Annotated in this window: 21 protein-coding genes; 7 read left to right on the forward strand and 14 right to left on the reverse strand. The window is 58.3% G+C overall.

Translation table 11 applies throughout. From position 1 onward, the window contains the following. Positions 1-334: 334 nt before the first annotated feature. The 10 genes from H4I99_RS23120 to H4I99_RS23165 all read right to left on the reverse strand — a co-directional run bounded on the left by H4I99_RS23120 (position 335) and on the right by H4I99_RS23165 (position 5,976). Positions 335-751, reverse strand: a complete 417-nt coding sequence (locus H4I99_RS23120; RefSeq protein ID WP_163906399.1) for a hypothetical protein — start codon at positions 749-751, stop codon at positions 335-337. Continuing rightward, complete coding sequence (locus tag H4I99_RS23125) at positions 744-1,001, reverse strand: type II toxin-antitoxin system Phd/YefM family antitoxin (RefSeq protein WP_163906401.1); 258 nt, start codon at positions 999-1,001, stop codon at positions 744-746. The genes H4I99_RS23120 and H4I99_RS23125 overlap by 8 nt, the downstream gene beginning before the upstream one ends. A 203-nt stretch (positions 1,002-1,204) precedes the next feature. Further along, on the reverse strand, positions 1,205-1,513 hold the full coding sequence (locus tag H4I99_RS23130; protein WP_163906403.1) for a PDZ domain-containing protein: 309 nt from the start codon (positions 1,511-1,513) through the stop codon (positions 1,205-1,207). After that, the gene (locus tag H4I99_RS23135; RefSeq protein ID WP_163906404.1) at positions 1,510-1,695 is read right to left on the reverse strand and encodes a hypothetical protein; all 186 of its coding nucleotides are present in this window, start codon (positions 1,693-1,695) and stop codon (positions 1,510-1,512) included. Before H4I99_RS23135 ends, H4I99_RS23130 begins: the two co-directional genes overlap by 4 nt. Before the next feature lie 57 nt (positions 1,696-1,752). Next, positions 1,753-2,544, reverse strand: coding sequence for a hypothetical protein (locus tag H4I99_RS23140; RefSeq protein ID WP_163906406.1), 792 nt, complete (start codon positions 2,542-2,544; stop codon positions 1,753-1,755). Between the two features lie 91 nt (positions 2,545-2,635). Further along, on the reverse strand, positions 2,636-2,956 hold the full coding sequence (locus H4I99_RS23145) for a DUF736 domain-containing protein (protein ID WP_163906408.1): 321 nt from the start codon (positions 2,954-2,956) through the stop codon (positions 2,636-2,638). A 1,169-nt stretch (positions 2,957-4,125) separates the two neighbouring features. Beyond that, positions 4,126-4,419 (reverse strand): helix-turn-helix domain-containing protein, encoded by a 294-nt coding sequence (locus H4I99_RS23150; RefSeq protein ID WP_023517265.1) that lies wholly within the window; start codon positions 4,417-4,419, stop codon positions 4,126-4,128. Beyond that, positions 4,416-5,000 carry a type II toxin-antitoxin system RelE/ParE family toxin gene (locus tag H4I99_RS24780; protein ID WP_342345178.1) on the reverse strand — a complete coding sequence of 195 codons (585 nt, stop codon included), beginning with the start codon at positions 4,998-5,000 and terminating at the stop codon, positions 4,416-4,418. Before H4I99_RS24780 ends, H4I99_RS23150 begins: the two co-directional genes overlap by 4 nt. Before the next feature lie 104 nt (positions 5,001-5,104). Further along, complete coding sequence (locus H4I99_RS23160) at positions 5,105-5,434, reverse strand: single-stranded DNA-binding protein (protein ID WP_163906410.1); 330 nt, start codon at positions 5,432-5,434, stop codon at positions 5,105-5,107. Between the two features lie 32 nt (positions 5,435-5,466). After that, a complete protein-coding gene (locus tag H4I99_RS23165) occupies positions 5,467-5,976 on the reverse strand; it encodes a hypothetical protein (RefSeq protein WP_244625268.1) in 510 nt (169 codons plus the stop codon). 52 nt (positions 5,977-6,028) lie between these two features. Between H4I99_RS23165 and H4I99_RS23170 the strand changes: the two genes are divergently transcribed. From H4I99_RS23170 to H4I99_RS23185, 4 genes are all read left to right on the forward strand, one after another. Beyond that, the gene (locus tag H4I99_RS23170) at positions 6,029-6,286 is read left to right on the forward strand and encodes a helix-turn-helix domain-containing protein (RefSeq protein WP_163906412.1); all 258 of its coding nucleotides are present in this window, start codon (positions 6,029-6,031) and stop codon (positions 6,284-6,286) included. Positions 6,287-6,392: 106 nt separating this feature from the next. Beyond that, positions 6,393-6,878: a hypothetical protein gene (locus H4I99_RS23175; protein ID WP_163906413.1), complete on the forward strand. Its 486-nt coding sequence runs from the start codon at positions 6,393-6,395 to the stop codon at positions 6,876-6,878. Between the two features lie 61 nt (positions 6,879-6,939). Beyond that, complete coding sequence (locus tag H4I99_RS23180; RefSeq protein WP_163906415.1) at positions 6,940-7,374, forward strand: very short patch repair endonuclease; 435 nt, start codon at positions 6,940-6,942, stop codon at positions 7,372-7,374. A gap of 70 nt (positions 7,375-7,444) precedes the next feature. After that, positions 7,445-9,697 (forward strand): ATP-binding protein, encoded by a 2,253-nt coding sequence (locus tag H4I99_RS23185; RefSeq protein WP_163906417.1) that lies wholly within the window; start codon positions 7,445-7,447, stop codon positions 9,695-9,697. Here H4I99_RS23185 and H4I99_RS23190 read toward each other — a convergent pair. Further along, entirely contained in the window at positions 9,628-10,638 is a 1,011-nt protein-coding gene (locus H4I99_RS23190; protein WP_163906419.1) for a DNA cytosine methyltransferase, read from the reverse strand. The genes H4I99_RS23185 and H4I99_RS23190 overlap by 70 nt on opposite strands. Positions 10,639-10,714: 76 nt before the next feature. Here H4I99_RS23190 and H4I99_RS23195 point away from each other — a divergent pair, with 76 nt between their 5' ends. The 3 genes from H4I99_RS23195 (at position 10,715) to H4I99_RS23205 (ending at position 14,633) form a co-directional block, all read left to right on the forward strand. Beyond that, positions 10,715-11,071, forward strand: a complete 357-nt coding sequence (locus H4I99_RS23195; RefSeq protein WP_163906421.1) for a hypothetical protein — start codon at positions 10,715-10,717, stop codon at positions 11,069-11,071. A gap of 175 nt (positions 11,072-11,246) precedes the next feature. Next, a complete protein-coding gene (locus H4I99_RS23200; RefSeq protein ID WP_163906422.1) occupies positions 11,247-11,879 on the forward strand; it encodes a hypothetical protein in 633 nt (210 codons plus the stop codon). Between the two features lie 141 nt (positions 11,880-12,020). Then, a complete protein-coding gene (locus H4I99_RS23205; protein WP_163906425.1) occupies positions 12,021-14,633 on the forward strand; it encodes an AAA family ATPase in 2,613 nt (870 codons plus the stop codon). A gap of 110 nt (positions 14,634-14,743) precedes the next feature. Here the strand turns inward: H4I99_RS23205 and H4I99_RS23210 are convergent, their stop codons facing one another. The 3 genes from H4I99_RS23210 to H4I99_RS23220 all read right to left on the reverse strand — a co-directional run bounded on the left by H4I99_RS23210 (position 14,744) and on the right by H4I99_RS23220 (position 18,628). Beyond that, complete coding sequence (locus H4I99_RS23210; RefSeq protein ID WP_163906427.1) at positions 14,744-15,394, reverse strand: SOS response-associated peptidase; 651 nt, start codon at positions 15,392-15,394, stop codon at positions 14,744-14,746. Between the two features lie 74 nt (positions 15,395-15,468). Beyond that, complete coding sequence (gene dinB / locus H4I99_RS23215) at positions 15,469-16,557, reverse strand: DNA polymerase IV (RefSeq protein WP_163906429.1); 1,089 nt, start codon at positions 16,555-16,557, stop codon at positions 15,469-15,471. Between the two features lies 1 nt (position 16,558). Further along, positions 16,559-18,628 carry an ATP-dependent helicase gene (locus H4I99_RS23220; RefSeq protein ID WP_163906431.1) on the reverse strand — a complete coding sequence of 690 codons (2,070 nt, stop codon included), beginning with the start codon at positions 18,626-18,628 and terminating at the stop codon, positions 16,559-16,561. Between the last annotated feature and the right edge of the window lie 120 nt (positions 18,629-18,748).

Below are 18,748 nucleotides of genomic sequence, written 5' to 3' on the forward strand. Positions count from 1 at the left end.
AAGGACAAGCGATCGTCACCGGTATCGGCGGAGACGGCCGCAGGCTGGCTCCGTGCTCGCATAGAGCGCGCTCGACCGGAACGGGCGATGGCCCATGGCACAAGCGAAGAAGATCTTCGACGAGGAAAAACCGGCCGTTATCCACGAGGCTCCGGAAAACCCTACGGCGCAATTGGGGAGCGCGGGTTTCCTCCGCCTGCTCCGCTCGCCTGACGGCTCGCTGCGGCCGCGGCCGCGCCGTCCCACGGCGCTGCGGCTGGATAATGGCCAGCACCACCGGGAGACAATCTGTACGAAAAGAGAAGGGCCAAGCGGTAGAGGGTAATGGTTCGGCCTATTCGGTCCTGCTCACCCGCGCGCCCGGCACGGCGAGGAACGGCTTGAAGGCTGCGGCGACCTTGGCGAGGAAACCCTTGCTGAAGCTGCCGAGCAGTTCGGCGTTCGGATCGTAGTAGAAGGACGCTTCCGCTATATCGTGATTGAATTCCGACACGGTGATCCAGGCATCCTTCCAGTCGCGGATTCCCGCACGCCGGCATTCGAGCTGGGGGATTTCCAGCGCCGTCTGGTCGGCGCGCGGCGGCGTGCCGGAAATCGCCAGTATCACCAGATGGGTCTGCGCGCCTTTGGGGATGGCGAGCACCATGCAGACAGGGCGGGACTTGCGCCCTTCCGTTTCGCCGCTGTCGCGCTGCCACGCCCAGAGATACGGATAACGCAAGACGGAGCCGCTGGCCGGAATGTCAGCCATTGGCGTCTTCCCCTTCCGCGATCAGGCGATCCAGTTCGGGGATGATCATGTCGATCAACTCCTGCGGCGCTTCTCCGAGCGTGTAAACCCGCCGGGCATCGCCCCGGCTCTTCATGGCCTCGAACTCGTCGTAGGTCATGAGGACATAGCGCGGTTTGCGGTGCTGCGTGATCGCGACCGGATGACGGTCTGCCGCCATGGTGACGGTCTTGATGTCGCGGAGCAGGTCGACGGTGGTGAACTTCTGCATCGGCGGTTCCTTCGATTAAGTCAATTAATACGAATTATTCGACTATTTTGCAAACGGGAACGCCGTTCCGCGATCTTCCTCGGGCGGGCAGGGGAGGCGAGGGGAGGGGCTTTGGGGCTCCCCTCGAACCGCTTCGCGCCCGCTCGACGCGGGCCGAACGGTCCCCTCGCGGGTGCCCCACCTAGAGGAGGAGGGGCAGGTCTCTATCGGACAAAGCCGAGGCGTTCCGCGATAGATGGCTCGTATTCATGGCCCGCTTCCCGCAGCATGGCGATCATGTCGGCATGATCGAGATTGCTGATTTCGTAGCCATTGGCGCGGGCTTCCTCGACAATGCCCTCCAATGTCGGAAACCCTTCCAAAAGCGTGCCAAGCCAGATTTCCGGCGTCCCGAAATCATCGTCACTCTCGAATCCCTGCAGGAAGTATGTGCGCAATGGTGGATCGAAGCCGATGACGGCCTCGTCGTCCGTTCTCTCGCCCTTGTGAAGCGAGATGGTGTAGCGGCTCATTCGTATTCCTCCGACTGGAGTGTCCACCTTGTCACCCATCTCGGATCGTCGAATGCGGGGACGTCGATATCACCGTTCTGCAACGCCTCCACGGCGCTTTCGTGGTCATCTGCCTCCACGTCGATGGTGATCTCGCGAACGGTGGAGAAGGTTTGAATGATGGTGACAGTCTGCCTGTTCATTTGCGTTCCCTTTAAATGCGGTTTCGGGCATCGGTCGGCCGCGAGGCTGCCGATTTTCTAGAATGCGAATGCGGTCTGGCCGATGGCCTGCGTGTAGCTCGCGCTTTCGCCCGCCGCATAACGCTCGCAGCCTAGCTCGGACCATTGGAGGAAGCCGGAACGGTCATAGCGGAACCAGCCGTCCTCGATACCGAAGATCATCCCCCATGCCGCGTCCTCGGCGCATTGGCGGCCGGTGTTGATCGGCCAATGTTCCGCTCCCTTCTCCTGACGGCACACGCTTGGAGCGGAGAAGGAACGAATGGTCCTGCCGCGATCTCCCGGTTTGGTCGCGCCGATCTCGCGCATGATCTCGCGGGCCTCGGCGGTGGTGATGTAGCCAGCGGCCTTTTTGTCGTCATGGCGCGAATAGCGGCACCCAAAGGTGACGGCGTTCATGATGCAGGCGCGTTCGGTGAATTCCCGCGTCGCCAACAGTTCGCGCCATTTCCCGGCGCTGACCAGATCGACGGCGTGCCACCAGCGGGCTGTCGGGCCGCTGGAATAGCCGTGGCGGTTCGGCGCGCCGTCGCGGGCGATCTCGAAACCAAGCGCGGCCTCGACATGGCGGACGTAGGGATGGTCGGCCAAGAGCGGATGGCGCAGGCCGAGCTTGCGCGGCCGTTCGCCTTCGGGGCAGCACACCTCGATTGGGAACTTGAACAGGCGCGACGGGAGGTTCCATGGCGCGGGCATTTCAAAACCGTGCGGGACGGACAGCGAAGTGTTGATGTCGAGAAGGCCGAGACTAGGGGCAAACCCGTTCTCCACCAGTGCGGCGCCAAGGGTGTCGGTGCTTGGGCTGTCCATCTTAATCGTCCTTCCTGAAATCTCACTCCAAGGGTTCGGGACCGCCCGAAGGGAACATTCCCCTCGGGCAATCCTGCGGTCGGCTGGTCGATCAATCCCACGGAATGACGGCCATCAGGTCTTCGTCGTCCTGACCGGGAAAGCGGCCGAGATTGGCATTGAGCCTGCCGTGGCCGGTGCTGACGGAGAGGCTGAGATAGTCGCCGCCATTCTGGTTCTTCTTCTTCCAGATGCCTCCGAGGTCGAGCCGCCGCCCGCGCGGGGACTTGGCGTGGATGCGGTAGACAGGCGCGTCCTTGTTGGTGCTGGTGAAGGGTTCGCCGGTAATATCGATGTCGTAGGCGATGGAGGCGATGTTGCCGCTGAGGGTGCCGTCTTCGTTGAAGCGGATGAAGTTGGTGAGTTCGGTCATGGTCTGTCTCCTGAGTTTGCGTTTCCCAAAGGAGAAGCCCCCTTGGGCGAAGCCTCCCCGGTCTTTCCGGGGGAATGGCCTCTGACATTCCCCCGGACAGAGGGGGGGAGGGCGAAAGCCCGCCCCACGGCGGCGCGCGGCCGGATCAAGGGGTCGTGGCGGGGAAAAAACGGAAGGTTCGGCGCGCAGCGGTGAAAGCCGTTTTTTTGCCGGCGCGACAAGCGGCTTGCCGCGCCTGCCCCTTGATCCGAACGCCCGGCGATGTCAGGGGCGAGACGAACGATGCGGCCCGCGCGCGGGCCTCAGTGCCGGATGCGCAGCAGCCGAGAAGGACAAGCGATCGTCACCGGTATCGGCGGAGACGGCCGCAGGCTGGCTCCGTGCTCGCATAGAGCGCGCTCGACCGGAACGGGCGATGGCCCATGGCACAAGCGAAGAAGATCTTCGACGAGGAAAAACCGGCCGTTATCCACGAGGCTCCGGAAAACCCTACGGCGCAATTGGGGAGCGCGGGTTTCCTCCGCCTGCTCCGCTCGCCTGACGGCTCGCTGCGGCCGCGGCCGCGCCGTCCCACGGCGCTGCGGCTGGACAATGGCCAGCACCACCGGAAAGCGGTCGTTACGGAAAAAGGGAGAGGGCGAAAGCGGCTCGCCCTATTTCGTCCTGCTCATCTATGGTATCGTCGGCGAACCCTAAGCGGCCGGACAAAGTCTTGCGTATCGAGATATGGACGCCTACGCTGCATCAGATCGTAGCGGACTCGCCGATGCAATGCGCCGGCGGCGATCGAAATCGATTGACGTGGACGTTCCTCGACACCATGTTGAGAGGTAACAACTAACCCAGCATCCTGAGAGACATGGGCTCCGGGCGGTTGGGGGAAAAAGCCGGCGCAAGCCGGTTTTTTTATGTCTTGACGGCCAGGGCGCACTGAAAAAGCGGCCGACGCCCGATCGATCTCATCGAGACGGACGCGGGCGCAACAGAAGTCTTCGGCCTAAATCCGAGACCAACTCGACAAGACCAGCATGCGGGACGATCCTATCGTCCTGACGTCGATGCCAATGGGCGGGAAGGGAGCGCGAGGGGAGGGGCTACGGGGCTCCCCTCAATCGGCTGCACCCGCTCGATGCGGGGGCCGCGCGTCAGTCCGCCAGTCCGACGCCGTGTTAAACGAGCTCCAGGCGTAGCGTGCGGCCCACCGCATTAGCCGCGCGCGTGAGAACGGCGAGCGTAACGCCCTGATATTCGGGATCAAGAAGCCGGTCGAGCTGCGACCGGCTAGTATGCAGGCGCTTCGCCATTTCGGCCTTGCCGATATTCTGCTCCTTCATCGCCTGTTCAAGCTGGAAGGCCAGCACGCGCTTTATTGCGTGTTCCGTCGTCTCTTCGTAGGTGCCCTGCTCCTTCAGGAAATCCTCAAAGGAGTCACCAAGAGAACCGCGTTCGATATCCTTGCTCATTTCAAACCTCTCATCCGCTGTTCGGCCAGCTTCAATTCGGGCTGCGGCGTTTTCTGCGTCTTCTTGATGAAACCGTGCAGCAGGGCCATCTGACCGTCATGCACGCAAAACAGAACGCGGGAAATCCGCCCGCCCGGAAGATTGGTTCGGATTTCCCATAGACCGTTGGCGCCGCTCATCGGCCGGCAGAGCGGCATTCCTATCGGCCAACCAAACTCGGCCGTCCTGATATCGTCGCCGACGATCTTGCGATCCTCCTCGGACAAGTCCAGAAGCCACTCCCGTACGGGCTGGCGTCCGGACTCCGTGCGATAGAACTTCGCCGGCAGTTTCTTCACATGATCGATCATCGCGGCGATGTACCATAGATGGTACTTCGCCGCAAGGATTGTCAAGGGCAAGCAGAGGCGCGCGCCTATGCGGCCCCGCCCACCTCCTGAAGCTCCTTGACGACACGCTTTGTCTCGATGATCTCGATTTCCCCGAGGCGGATTTCCTCCGCCTGCTCCGCTCGCCTGACGGCTCGCTTCGGCCGCGGCCGCGCCGTCCTCACGGCGCTGCGGCTGGATAACGGCCAGCACCTCCGGGGATAAGCGCCTTGAAAAAAGAATGCCGCCGAGGTGAGCGGCGGCATTCAGGCGGGCAGGTGCGTACAGGGGAGGAGGGCCGGACACCCGCCCAACGCCTATGTTTGACCATGCGCCCTGCTCTTGGAAACTAGATTGAAAAGCTGTGCGATGACGTCCGTCACATAGACCTGCTCGCCCTCTCGCGGATAGCTGCTGTTCGAGATACGGGACTCGATATAGACGAGATCACCCTGCCCAACATTCTCCTCGATCCATTCAGCCTGCTTCTTGTCCAAGACGGTGACCTGAACCCAGTCGGTGGCAGTTTTGCGTTCCCCATCCGACTGCCATTCGCGGTTGGTGGCTACATTCACCTTCAACACGCCCTTCAGCGGTATGATGTTTCCGACGTGGCCAAGCACGGTATGCCGGTTAACCGTACGCATGGATTAAACCTTTCTTAACCGAGAAAAACCGTCTATCTGTTGAGCCCGAACCAATGCCGCTCGGTTTGCCCGGAAGTGTCATTCCTGATGTCGAAGTAATATGGCTCTGACCTGAGCGGTCGGGATATGGAGACCGTTTGTATGCAGCTCCGCTGCCGATCAGAACTGTAGAGACCGTGCGTTCTGCCCTGGCAAATGTTGACTGTCTTGACGCACAGGTCGCCCTCTCGGGCGAATCCATTGCGGTCCCCCCTGCTTCCGACCTGATAGCCCTCCGGGCAATCCGCATATCGCTCGTGACCTGGCGAACCCGTTCCCGCCTCGGGGCAAGTTGGCCAGTCGAAGCCCGGTTTCTTCATGGCGGAGATAAGCCGGTTCATCGGCGGATGGCAGGCAGACACGCCCCGCCAGGATGGATTGGAAGACGAGGCGCACAGCAGGACTTCGCAGCCCCATTCGCTGGCGGCGGCGGGAGCGGAAAGCGCCGCGGCCGTCAGAAACAGTCCGAGGACGACATGGTGAGACATGGTTTTGGCGATCATCGGCACTCTTCTCATCAAACACACTAACGAGTAAATTATAGTTTATACGGCGATGACGAGCAAGCGCAAGAAGGCAGACACCGAGCTTGGTACGAGGATCCTGCGAAATATGGCACGGGTCATAGAGCGCGAGCGTGAAACGCGCGGCCTCAACAAGAAGGAGATGGCCGAGCTGATCGACGTGACTTATCCCTTTTATTTTCAAATCATTGACGGAACGGCAAACCCTTCTCTCCAGACGATTACGCGGATCTGCATCAACCTCAATGTGCCTTTCCAGGAGCTGGTGAGCGGGGCAGCGCCTCTCTGATCGGCGACCTTGGGAATGCCTGCCGGCGGTCCCGTCGCATTGGCGAAACCTACTTCCCGTCAAACGGATTGCCGGAAACATAAACTATATTTATCTTCTCTCCCCGATGAAATTGATCGCCGGATGCGCCGCAAGGCTGTCGGCGCGATATTGGGGCATTGCCGGCATGAAGTGTTTTGCTGCTTCCGTTTTTCTCGTGATCGGCTCGGCCGCACATGCGGGCGAGAACCCGATGTGGCCAACGAGTCTGACCTGGACCTGCGCGTTCTCGTCGGTCATCCGGTGCGAGCGTTCGGTTGATTGCGAGACAGTCGCGGAGGAGGGCGAACTCGCCCTGGACTATCGCGAAAACAGCTTGACGGATCGGAAGGGCACGGTTCATCCGATCAAGCGCCACTATGTCCAGACGGTGGCCGGCAGCCCGATCGGGAGCGAGGTGAAGATCGAGCTCGACACGAACGAAGTGATTTGGCTTTCACCGGCCGATGGAGCAGGGGTGTTTTCCGACAACTGGATTGGGGCCATGCTCTCGCCAAAGGCGGGTGTCATCTTGCAAGAATTGAGGCCGTTGATTTGCTCACCGACAGGCTGACCGTGCGCGATCGCTGTGTCCTATTGGGTGTCTCACACAAATTCGAGGAGGCAATCGCGTTATGGTGGACCACCTCACTCCGCAACTCCGCTCATTGGTAATGTCCCGTATCAGGGGAAGGGACACATCACCTGAGCTAGCCGTTCGCAGGCTGACCCATTCCCTCGGCTACCACTTCCGCCTTCACAAGAAAGGGCTACCCGGCACTCCGGATCTCGTGTTCGCATCCCGTAGCAAAGTGATTTTCGTACATGGGTGTTTCTGGCATAGACACGCTGGATGCAAACGAGCGTCGTCGCCCACCTCAAGAATCGAATACTGGGCTGAAAAGTTCAGACGCAACGTTGAGCGGGACGCGGAAGCGGAAAGGGCATTGCGTTATCTCGGTTGGGATGTCCTTGTAATATGGCAGTGCGAAACGAAGGCTCGAAATATGGGCCCGTTGGGCTTGAAGATCGTCGAGTTTCTCGAAACAGCTGTAAACCATTTCGATTAGGGATGATGTGTCTTGCAAAAAACAACTCAAGCGAGCTATCCCAGACGAAGGGAATCATAAGGGGATAGGCATGAATACCGAGGTAGCAGTCCAAACATCGCCGGAAACGGCTGCCCGCCCCCATACCATGGACATGACCTTCCAGCGTGGAATGCTCAAAACGCTGGGAATCAACCTCTACGCCAATATCGGGAAAGTCTTGGTAGAGTTTATCGCCAACGCGTACGATAGCGATGCGACGAAGATCGATATTACTCTGCCGGCCGAACGCATCGCTGAAGCACGTAAGCAACTCTCGGACGCTCGGAAAGCAAAAGCCGCTGCCGCCGCAGCGACTTCCGAAGGAGCTGAACCCGCGACCAAGCTCTCCTTCGACAGCCTCCTTGCAACCCTTCCAGAGGACATAGAGGTGATCATCAGCGACGATGGTCACGGAATGAACTGGGAAGAAGTGAAAGACAAGTTTTTGCCGTTGAACCGGCAGCGCCGAGTGGACAGCAAAGGCCGGGAGACCAATCTCAAGAGCCCTGGCGGGCGTTATGTCATGGGCAGGAAGGGCGTCGGCAAACTTGCCGGGTTTGGAGCTGCTGAGAAAGTGGTGCTGCGCACCAAACGGGCAGGCGACACCTATGCCACCGTCATTACAATGACGGACAGTAACCTAGAGCACGAGCAAGCCCAAACTCAGATCGAAATCCCCGTTTCGTACGAAGACGGCCTCCCAATTGAGGAGAAAGGGACAAAGATTGTCTTGAGCCGCCTTAAGGCGGACGCCTTTAAGTCTTCCGCCAAAACGATATCCGACGGGATCGCGAGCGCGTTTTTTGCCATTCGGCCGGAAGAATTTCGAATTCGCATGAACGACGTTACGATCGCTCATCCGATACCAGATTACGAATTCGTCTTCCCGGAGACGTTGACCTTGGAAAAGATCAAAGCGGGAGAGATGCAGAACGACGAATTCGCCGTGGCGGAGATAGGTATTATCTCCTTCCGCTACTACATCGCTTTCAGGAAGAGGTCCGAGCATCTTCCGGCTGGTAAGCGCGGGGCGCGCATCTACTGCAACAATCGCCTTGCTGCGGGACCGACATTGTTCAACCTCGGCACGGGGATGCATAGTTTCCACAGCGCCGACTACATGGAGTGCATTGTTGAAGCCAACGAGTTGGACCGCGGTTCCGTCGATCTGATCAGCACCAGCCGCACTCAGCTTCAAGAAGGAAATGAGATTTTCGAGGCTTTGCAGGATAAGATCGGCTCGCTGATGCGCGTTGCTATCGCGAAGCATGGAGCGTTCCGTGAGCGGATCGCAAATGCTGAAATCGACTCAGACCCGAAAGGGCAAATCATCAAGCGGAGCGTCGAACAGCTACCGACGAAAACCCGCAGGGCGGCTACCCGACTTCTGACGACGATTGCCGCACAATACGGGGTCGGAACCGAAGCGTTCGAGGAACTCGCGCCGATTATCATGAACTCTGTGAACGCGACGGAGGTGCTTGCAAAACTGGTCACATCCGGTACGAAGCCTGAAACAGTAACGAGCATCCTCAGTCAACTGCGAGACCTGTCGGAAATCGAACTTCGAGATGTTCTGAAGCTCTATCGAGGGCGGCGTGGCGGTATTTCGAAAATCCAAGCGCTTCAAAAAACCGGGCACGAACTGTGGAAGAAAAAAGGGCTCGAAAAAGACCTTCACCAGCTGCTTAAGGACAATCCTTGGCTAATTCGTCCGGAATTTTCTACGTATGTAACCAGCGATGAAAAAATTAATACGGTCGCATCAAAACTAGCCAAGCATATCGAGGTCGATAATTTTTCACCAATCATAGATGGAGAAGAGCTTAATATTACACGTCCGGATTTGGTCTTCCTGATGTCGGATCGTGGAAGTGAAGGGCCTTTCGTCATCAAAGTTATTGAGCTAAAAAGTCCGACAATTCCGCTGACAATCGAGCATTATCGTCAACTTGAAGACTATATCTTGACGATCGAGCGGTGGTGTCAATCAGAGTTGAAGCGAACGATTGCGGTGCATGGCTACCTCATCGGCGAGATGCCCGCGGACAATACCACCGTAAAAGACGAGCTTGCTCTTCAGAGCAAATTCCAGAAATCCGGTCCAGATTCCCAGATACGCGTCGTGGGCCTTACCCAGCTGATCAACGACGCTTGGAACGTTCATGTTGATGCCATCAATGCGATCCAATCAGAATTGGAAGATGAGGGCGAGGAGGAAGGCGACGAAACTTACGCTGCCGCCAGCACCTTAGACGAAACGGTGACATCAGAAGCGGTCGCAGCTTCGAACGCGTCGTAGATAACACGACCAACTGCCGTTCCAAGCGGAATTGGCACACCATTTCCGATTTGGCGCGCAACCGGATAAGGCTTGCCCGCGAAGATCCAATCATCGGGCACTCCTTGAAGCCTTGCACCTTCACGCAGAGAAATGACTCTGTTTTCGAAGGGATGAAGATATCGTCCCTTCGATGGATTCTGAAAAGTGCATCGAATTGTGTTGGCGGGGGCCGAGGGGTCTATGCGACCCCATACGTCGGTGGCTTGGCAGCCGATTTGCTTCCATGAGGGCGGGCATAGTTCAGGAACGAGCCGCAATAGATCCCGTTTGTCGCCGTTCGGCGGTATGAGCGAGAACCTCCGCATCGCGAGATCCGAGGGAACAGGCCAATAGTGCATTGGATCGTGAGCGTCCAATGGGATGTCAAAGAGTGCGGCCCCGGCTGAGGTCTTTGAGACTGCAGGTACCGGGCGAGCAATTTGGCCGATTGTGGAAGCTACCGTAAAGGCGCGTTTACGCAGCTGCGGGGTGCCGTAGTCGACCGCGTCAAGCTCCCACACATCGATTTCAAACCCGCGCGACCGCAGACCTTCGGCCAGCATTGCCCAATGCGCCGAGCGTACAAACGGCGGAACGTTTTCCACCACAACCACCTTTGGTTCTACACGGTCGATCCAGGGTAAGATTGCCAGGCACAAGTCGTTTCTGACGTCTAGCGGGTCACGACGGCCCAAAGTGCTGAACCCTTGGCATGGCGGTCCTGCAATCAGAACGTCAACCGTACCTACATCATGCACTTCCGCGGCTGAGGCATTGATGACGCAGTCAGACAGATTCTGGCGGTAGGTCTGGGCCGCGTCCGCGGAAAGTTCGACGGCGAATGCAGGTGTAAATCCCGCAGATTTCATGCCCGAACTGAAAAGGCCGGCGCCGGCGTACAAATCGCCAAATTTCCACATTTAACACCCTCGCTACGGCCAGCTTTTAATTATATAATCATATAAACGATCAGGCCGCACAAGGAATTTCTCTCGCATGGCATCGTATCAGATTCTCACGTCTTCGGAGGCCCAGCATATCGCGAATATGGTTAACAGAGCCCTAATCGCATTGGGGATTTCGCTCAATAATTTGGCGACAAGGGCCGGTGTGTCGCAGTCAATGGCGTATGGCGCCCAGCATGGCAAACTGAAGAGAAGAACACCCAACGTTCGCCGTCTTGAGTTATATATTCATATAACTCTTGGTGAGCGGGAATCGGAAGATGCTCGCGCGCTCGACGCCGATATCCTGAACTACCTGGCTGCTGGCGGCGACGTCGTATCGCTTCGTGCACACATAAATGCGCTGGCTCACGTTTGCCGAACTCTTGCTAATTACGACGCGGGATAAGCATGTCGGCATGACGATAGGTAACGTTATAACATATCGCATAAGTTCTATTATGGAACTAAGCCGTCTAGGAATTCGGCTAATGGGCGACCATGAACGGACGATTCACCGAACCGCCTTATGCAGCGGGCCATCAATCTGGAGCATGGACGAACGATTTGGAGACCAATTTGTCATGAGCGCAATAGACGAGAGCCTGAGCGCGCTGAATCGCCGTCAGCTTCTGGAACTGCTGGACGGCGTCAACCCAGGAGAGATTCCGATTGGAGCTGTTAAGAGACGATCGTTGGCAATCCAGATGAACGCACAGATCTTTAGGATCGGCCGTAGATTTGCAACGAACGCTTTCGTGCTCGTCCGCGGCAAGTTGCGGCTTGTGTATGTAAAACCCTCATACTTCCAGTATCGCCGGGTCGGTCTGGATATCTTCGGCTCCGAGTATTCCATCATGGACTTCGACCACAGTCTGGGACGCGCGGTCGCAGAAAGCTTGAATGTAAACTATGTGCTGCTTCTTGCTATCGACAAAAAAGTCAACCGAGGACACGGGGCATATGAACGTGTAAGGTCCTCGCAGGATAGCGGCCCTCGAAAAATTGACTTGCGAAAGCACTGCTTTGTCGATCCTCGCGTGATGAACAAATGGCTGGGTCTCCCGGCGATCTCCAATGTTCATACGCGCAGCTATGAACGGTCAGATGCCACGAAACCGCGCTTGACCGACAATCAACTGCGATGCGTCATCAAGGCGCTGGGATACGGCTCCAAAGCGATTGAACCTACGAACCTTACTCAAATCTATCGTTAGCGACGAAGGTCGGCGGAACTCATTCCAGTTTTTCAGAATGGTGCCACTCTGCTGCAGTGCTCCAATTCTCTTCTGATTGATTAAAGTAACGGACTAGAAGTATAGGTTGTAGGCCCTGTCAACACGCTAAGAACCTACACCATGCACCAGCCCGTCCCACCAAAATCCGTTCTTCAGCTGATACTGGAGTGGTCGCAAAATCGGCCGCTGTGGCAACGAGACGCTCTTCGGCGTATCGTCGCAGGTGGCGCGATTGATGTAGCAGGAATCAGCGAGATCCTCGCCCTTTGCAAGAAAGAACATGGGGAGCCCAATACGGCCATTAGTGCCGCGCCGCTCGAAGCTACCCACCTACCCGCCAATCCGGGCAATGGCGCGGCGATCACGCTGGCTTCTCTCGCTGATGTGGTTGGCGTCAACCAGTTGGCACCGAAACAATCTCTTCTGTTCGAACAACAGGGTCTTACGATTGTCTACGGGCCGAATGGTGCCGGCAAGTCGGGATATGGCCGAGTGCTTAAGCGAGCCTGTCGGGCTCGGAAGGCTGGCGAAATCATGCCTGATGCCTTTTCGCCTTCGCCCACCGGCAAGGCGACCGCGAAATTCACCATCTCACGCGACGGGCTCCAAGAACCTGTCTTGACGTGGGAAGACAATGAAAATCCGGACCCCGTGCTTTCGGCGGTTAGCGTGTTCGATCGTGAATGTGGTGCTGTTCATATCCAGGATAAGAACGAGGTGGCGTTTCGCCCATTCGGTCTCGACATACCTGATGATCTTGCAGCTGTTTGCAGCCAGCTTAAATCGTTGCTGCAAGGAGAAGAGCTTCAAATCAAGGCCCTGAAAAACCCGATTTTCGACAAGCCGACATGGCAACCAACGACGGCGGTTGGTCGGATCATGACCGGCCTTAAGCATAACACGACACTCGATGGACTTTTGGCCCTTTCCGCCATGACTGATGGCGAGCGCGCCCGGCTCCAGCAATTGGCAGAGGATCTTGCTAAGAATCCGCGGGAGGCTGCTGCCGAACAGCGTCAATACGCGGACGGGATCGCGAGAGTAGCCCGGTATCTACAGAAGGTTGAGGCAGCATACTCCGATAGCGCCTTACTTGGGATGAAAGCGCTCGCGGACGATGCAAGGACAAAGCGCTCGGCAGCGACGGCGGCGGCCGGAGCCAGTTTTAAGGACACCACCCTTCCCCATGTTGGCGAGGAAGTTTGGCGGGAGTTGTGGGAGGCAGCAAGACACTACTCCCGTCATGTCGAAAAGCGATTCCCAGCTCAAGAAGGAGAGCATTGCGTCCTTTGCCACCAGCCCATTTCCGCCGAGGCAGGCGAGCGCATGGGTAGCTTTGAGCACTTCATCCGTGAGGATACCGAAAAGCTGGCTACAGCCGCCGAAGAAGCTTACTCGACTGCCTTCGATGGTTTTCAGAGCCGTCAACCAGATATCCGATTAATTGGTGAAATCCGCAGACGTATTGCGCTTCAGCATCAGGATTTGGCAGCCGGTGTACTGCAGTTCATGGCCTCTGCCGATCTCCGGAGACGCCAATGTCTGAAGGGTCTCTCCGAAAGCGGAGAACTGGGGCTTTCGCCGCAGCTCCCGTTGCCCGTAGCTGAAATGCAAAAGCTTGAGGACGACGCTCGCGCCTATGCAGGCCAATTGGAGGCCGCAGCTGACTTGGAAGGTCGAAAAGTCTTGCAAGCCGAGCACGACGAACTCGTCGATCGCGCTGCGGCTGGCGATCTTCATGACGTGGCGACAAAAGAGGTAGAGCGTCTCGGCAGGCTCGACCGAGTAGCAAAGTGCCTCGCACAAACTGCCACAACCGCCATCACGAAACTTGGCAACGACCTCGCCGACGAAGTGATAACACCCCGAATGCGAGATCGCTTTCAAAGCGAGATTATCCGGCTCGCGGCCGAAAAAGTGCGCGTGGAGGTGGTTCGCTCGGGCGGCCAGTATGGGTCGCCAAACTATCAGATCAGGCTATTTGCGAATCCCAAGACAAAGGTCCATCTGGTGCTGAGCGAGGGCGAGCAGACCTGTGTGGCGCTGGCAGCATTTCTTACCGAGTTGGCAACGGCTACGCATAAGTCTGCTCTTATCTTCGACGATCCGGTGACTTCGCTCGACCATCGGTGGCGGAGAAAGGTTGCGCAAAGACTTGTGGAAGAGGCAAGGGAACGGCAGATCATCGTATTTACACACGACCTTGTCTTCGTGAACGATCTCAACGACAGCGCCTATCGCCAAAATACTCCGACCAAATTGGCGAGCTTGTCCCGCGGCCCTGACGGGACCGGCATCGTAAGTGATGGCTTGCCGTGGGATCACGCCGGCGTCAAGTCACGGGTAGATCGGCTCGAGAAGGAACAGCGTTCCGCAAAAGCACTTTATGATGCCAATGACGAGGATGCATATCGCGCTGCTGCAATCAGATTGTATGGGTTCCTGCGCGCCACATGGGAACGTGCGCTCGAGGAGATCGTGTTTGCTGGAGTATTGATCCGACATCGAGACTATATCGACACGAAAAACCTCAAGAAGGTCTCCGTGCTCGTAGAAGGCGATGCGGAGGTGTTTCGAGCGGCATTCAAAAAATGCAGCGACATCATCGAGGCGCATGACCCATCGCGTGTCAGGAATGAGGAGCCGCCCGCACCATCAGAGATTCTTGATGATATCAATACGTTGACAGATTGGGCCGAGTCTTTGCGGAGTAGGCAAAAGGCTATTCCTTGATAGTGAGCTTCAGAGCGTTGCGTGACAGTGGCCGTTCCGATGCTATCGCGACAGAATTTCATTGTCGCTCTTCCACGGCCGTCCGACGCCGTCGCTCGCGCCACGTTCGCTCACTGGAGAAAGCTCGCCTCCTCTGGTTTTGGCGTTTTCTTCTTGACCCACAATTCTGTCGTCCGCTCGATCTCTATAAGTTCCGCCGGAAAAACCCTCTTCTGAAACGCGAGCACATCGTCGAAGCTGCCATGGAGCCATTGCTGGTATTCGTTGCGATGAAGCAGGACAGGCATGCGGTTGTGAACCGGCGCGACGGCCGCATTGGCATCGGTCATGACACCTGAATAGACCGGTCCCCATTCGTCGCTGACGCGCCATAGTCCGGCCCATGCGAATACCGGCTCATCCCGCAGGCTGAACCATGTCCGTGTCATTTTCCCCTTCTCGCCTTCGGGCTCTGCAAAATGTGTCGCCGGGATGAGGCACCGCCACTGCGGTTTACGCGCCAGCCCGACCCACATTCCCTTGGTGAGGTCGGCGACGTTGTTGACCGCCTTCGGTTTCGCCTCGGGCTTCATGCCTTTTAATCGAAGGGGAAATCCCCAGACCATGGATTGCATGATCGGCCGCCCTTCATCCTCACGAACCACCATGCCCGGCGCACCCGGAAAGACTTCGTCCGGCGCATTCGACTGGACGACGCTTGCAACATCGAAATGCGCCGCAACCTCGGCTGCGGAAACGCGAATGGTATATAGGTTGCACATGCGTTGGCGCCTCCCTCGGTCTTGTCTCAATAGAGTAGAGCATCAGTCCCGCTCGGCAACGCGGCGGTCGATCCCTACAACTGGAATTCGAGCTGGGCAGCATCTCGCCTTTCGCTCTGCCCCAGGCTGGATAGCGTCACGCCAAGCAACCGGACCTTCTTTCGGAACGGATGCTCGCCTTCAAGCAAGGCCTGCGCCGCCGCCAGGATTGCGCTATCATCGTGGAAACCTGCCGGCTGCGTCCGGGTGCGCGTGATGATCTGGAAGTCGGCGAAGCGGATTTTTACCGTCACGGTCTTCGCCCCGATGTCATGGCTCTCGCAATATCGCCACACCTTCGCGACCAGCGGCTCCAGCTCGCGTTTCGCCTCATCGAGGTCGGCGATGTCGGCCGAAAAAGTGTCCTCCGCGCCGACGGACTTTCTCTCTCGAGCCGGATTGACCCGTCTGTTGTCGATGCCGCGGGCAATGCCGAAATAGTAGGCTCCGGATTTTCCGAAATGTTCAGTAAGGAATTCCAGGGATTTCACCTTGAGGGCCGCCCCGGTCTCGATGCCGAGGTCGGCCATTTTCTTCGCGGTGGCAGGGCCGACGCCATGGAACTTCTTGACCGGCAGGCTTTCCACGAAGGTGGGGCCGTTCTTCGGGGTAATCACCGCCTGCCCGTTTGGCTTGTTGAGGTCGGAGGCGATCTTGGCCAGAAACTTGTTGTAGGAGATGCCCGCAGAGGCATTGAGGCCCGTCGCCTGTTTGATCCTGGCGCGAATCTCCGCTGCGATCTCGCTGGCGATCTGCATGCCCTTGAGATTGGTCGTAACGTCGAGATAGGCCTCGTCGAGCGAGAGCGGCTCAATCAGTGGCGTGTATTCTGCGAAGATCGCATGGATCTGCATCGACACGGCGCGATAGACATCGAAGCGCGGTTTGACGAAGATGAGGTCGGGACACTGGCGCGCCGCCGTCACCGAGGGCATGGCCGAGCGAACGCCGAACACACGTGCCTCGTAGCTGGCGGCCGCGACCACGCCGCGGGCGGCAGGGCTTCCGACGGCGACCGGCTTGCCGAGCAGGTCGGGATTGTCGCGCTGCTCGACCGACGCATAGAAGGCATCCATGTCGACATGGATGATCTTCCTGGTCGGTGTGCCATCGTCCTCGCTCATTTCATTTCCACATCGAGCGCATCCGGGCTCCGACATCGATCCGGATCTGCTTTGCGCTTCGTTCGCTGGCGGCGGCCGAGACTTTCGGCCAACTGGTCGTCTCAAAAAACTGCAGGAGCGTCGCCGGAATGAAGCGGGTACGCGACGCGTAGACATGCCGGTCGCCCTGGGCATTCTGGCCATGCGTGAAGAAGCGCTGCGGCGTGACAAGGCTCAGGCTGTCGCGCGCCCGCGTCATGCCGACATAGAGCAGGCGTCTTTCCTCTTCCAGCTCCGCGGTGGTGCCGGCGCCGAGGTCGGAGGGGATGCAGCCATCAACGACATTCAGCATGAAGACCGCGCGCCATTCCTGCCCCTTGGCGGAGTGGATTGTCGAGAGGATCAAATAATCCTCATCGAGCAGGGGAACACCGGCCTGGTCACTCGTGGCGTCCGGCGGATCGAGGGTGAGCTCGGTAAGAAAACGCTCCCGACTTCCATAGCCGCCGGCGATCTGCTCGAGCTGTATGAGGTCGGCTTTGCGGGTATCCGCGTCTTCATGAATGCGATCGAGATGCGGTTCGTACCAAAGGCGCGCAAGGCCGATCTCGCCGGGCCATCCGCTTTCGGATTTGCGAAGCGCTGTCAGCAGTTCGACGAAGGCGGGCCAGTCCTCACCCGTCTTCGGCGGCGGCGGGATTTCGGCAAGCGACTGAAGCGGCTCGGGGTCGGCGGCGATCGTGTCGAGGATCTTGCCGGCGGTCTGCGGTCCGATACCGGGCAGCATCTGCAGCAGGCGGAAGCCGGCGACGCGGTCGCGCGGGTTCTGGGCAAAGCGCAGGGTGGCGAGAAGATCCTTCACATGCGCGCTGTCGAGGAATTTAAGCCCACCAAACTTCACGAACGGGATATTGCGGCGGGTCAACTCCACCTCCAGAGCGCCGCTATGGCTCGATGTCCGGAAGAGGACCGCCTGCTGCTTCAGGGTCATGCCCACTTCCCGGTTCGTCAGGACCTGCTCGACAATGTAGCTGGCCTGATCCGTCTCGTCCTTCACCGTGACGAGCATGGGCCGCTGCTCGGACTCCCTGTCCGTCCAAAGGTTTTTGGTAAAGCGCTCACGGGCAAGATCGATGACGCCATTGGCGGCCTTGAGGATCGGCTGCGTCGAGCGATAATTGCGATCGAGTGTGATCACGTCGACCGGCTTTGGCGAGAACTCCTTCGGGAAGTCGAGAATGTTGCGCACCGTCGCGGCGCGGAAGGAGTAGATCGACTGTGCGTCGTCGCCGACAACGGTCAGGCCGCGGCCGCCGGGCTTGATACCCATGAGGATTGAGGCCTGCAGGCGGTTGGTGTCCTGGTATTCATCGACGAGAACATGGTCGAAGCGGCCGCCGATATCGTCAGCAAGCTCCGGGTCGGCCATGACCTGCGCCCAGTAGAGCAGCAGGTCGTCGTAATCGAGCACGTTCTGCGCCTGCTTTGCTTCGACATACCCGGTGAAGAGCTGTTTCAACTGCTCCTCCCACCCTATGACATAGGGATAGGCAGTCTTCAGAACCTCGTTGATCGAGCCTTCCGAGTTCACGACACGCGAATAGATCGCAAGGCAGGTTCCCTTGGTCGGGAACCGGGTCTCCATCTTCGAGAAACCGAGTTCGTGGCGCACGAGGTTCATCAGATCCGCGCTGTCTTCGCGGTCGTGGATGGTGAAATCGATATTGAGGCCGATCTGCTCGGCATACATGCGTAGAAGCCGGGCGCCGACGCCGTGGAAGGTACCGGCCCAGGCCAGCGCGTCAGTCATAACGGCAGAATTGTCGCCGAGCACCTGCCGGCAGATGCGCTGCACCCGACGGGCCATCTCCGATGCGGCACGCCGCGAAAACGTCATGAGCAGTATGCGGCGCGGATCCGCGCCATTGACGATCAAGTGGCCGACGCGATGGGCAAGCGTGTTGGTCTTTCCCGACCCTGCGCCAGCAATGATAAGCAGTGGTCCACCGATTGCGCCATCGACCAGGCCAATGCCATGTTCGACGGCCGCGCGCTGGCGGTCATTCAGTTTTTCCAGATAGGCTGCCGTCACATCCGCCTCAAATTTTCCTAAGAAAAAATTCCTGTCCCCGCTCCCTCTCCCATCCCTTTGATCGGCCTTGCTGATTCGCGCGGCGTGACTGGTTGGAAGCGACCGTCATGATCTCAAACG

This window comes from Paenirhizobium daejeonense, from assembly GCF_014280875.1.
GTDB classification, from domain to species: domain Bacteria; phylum Pseudomonadota; class Alphaproteobacteria; order Rhizobiales; family Rhizobiaceae; genus Allorhizobium; species Allorhizobium daejeonense.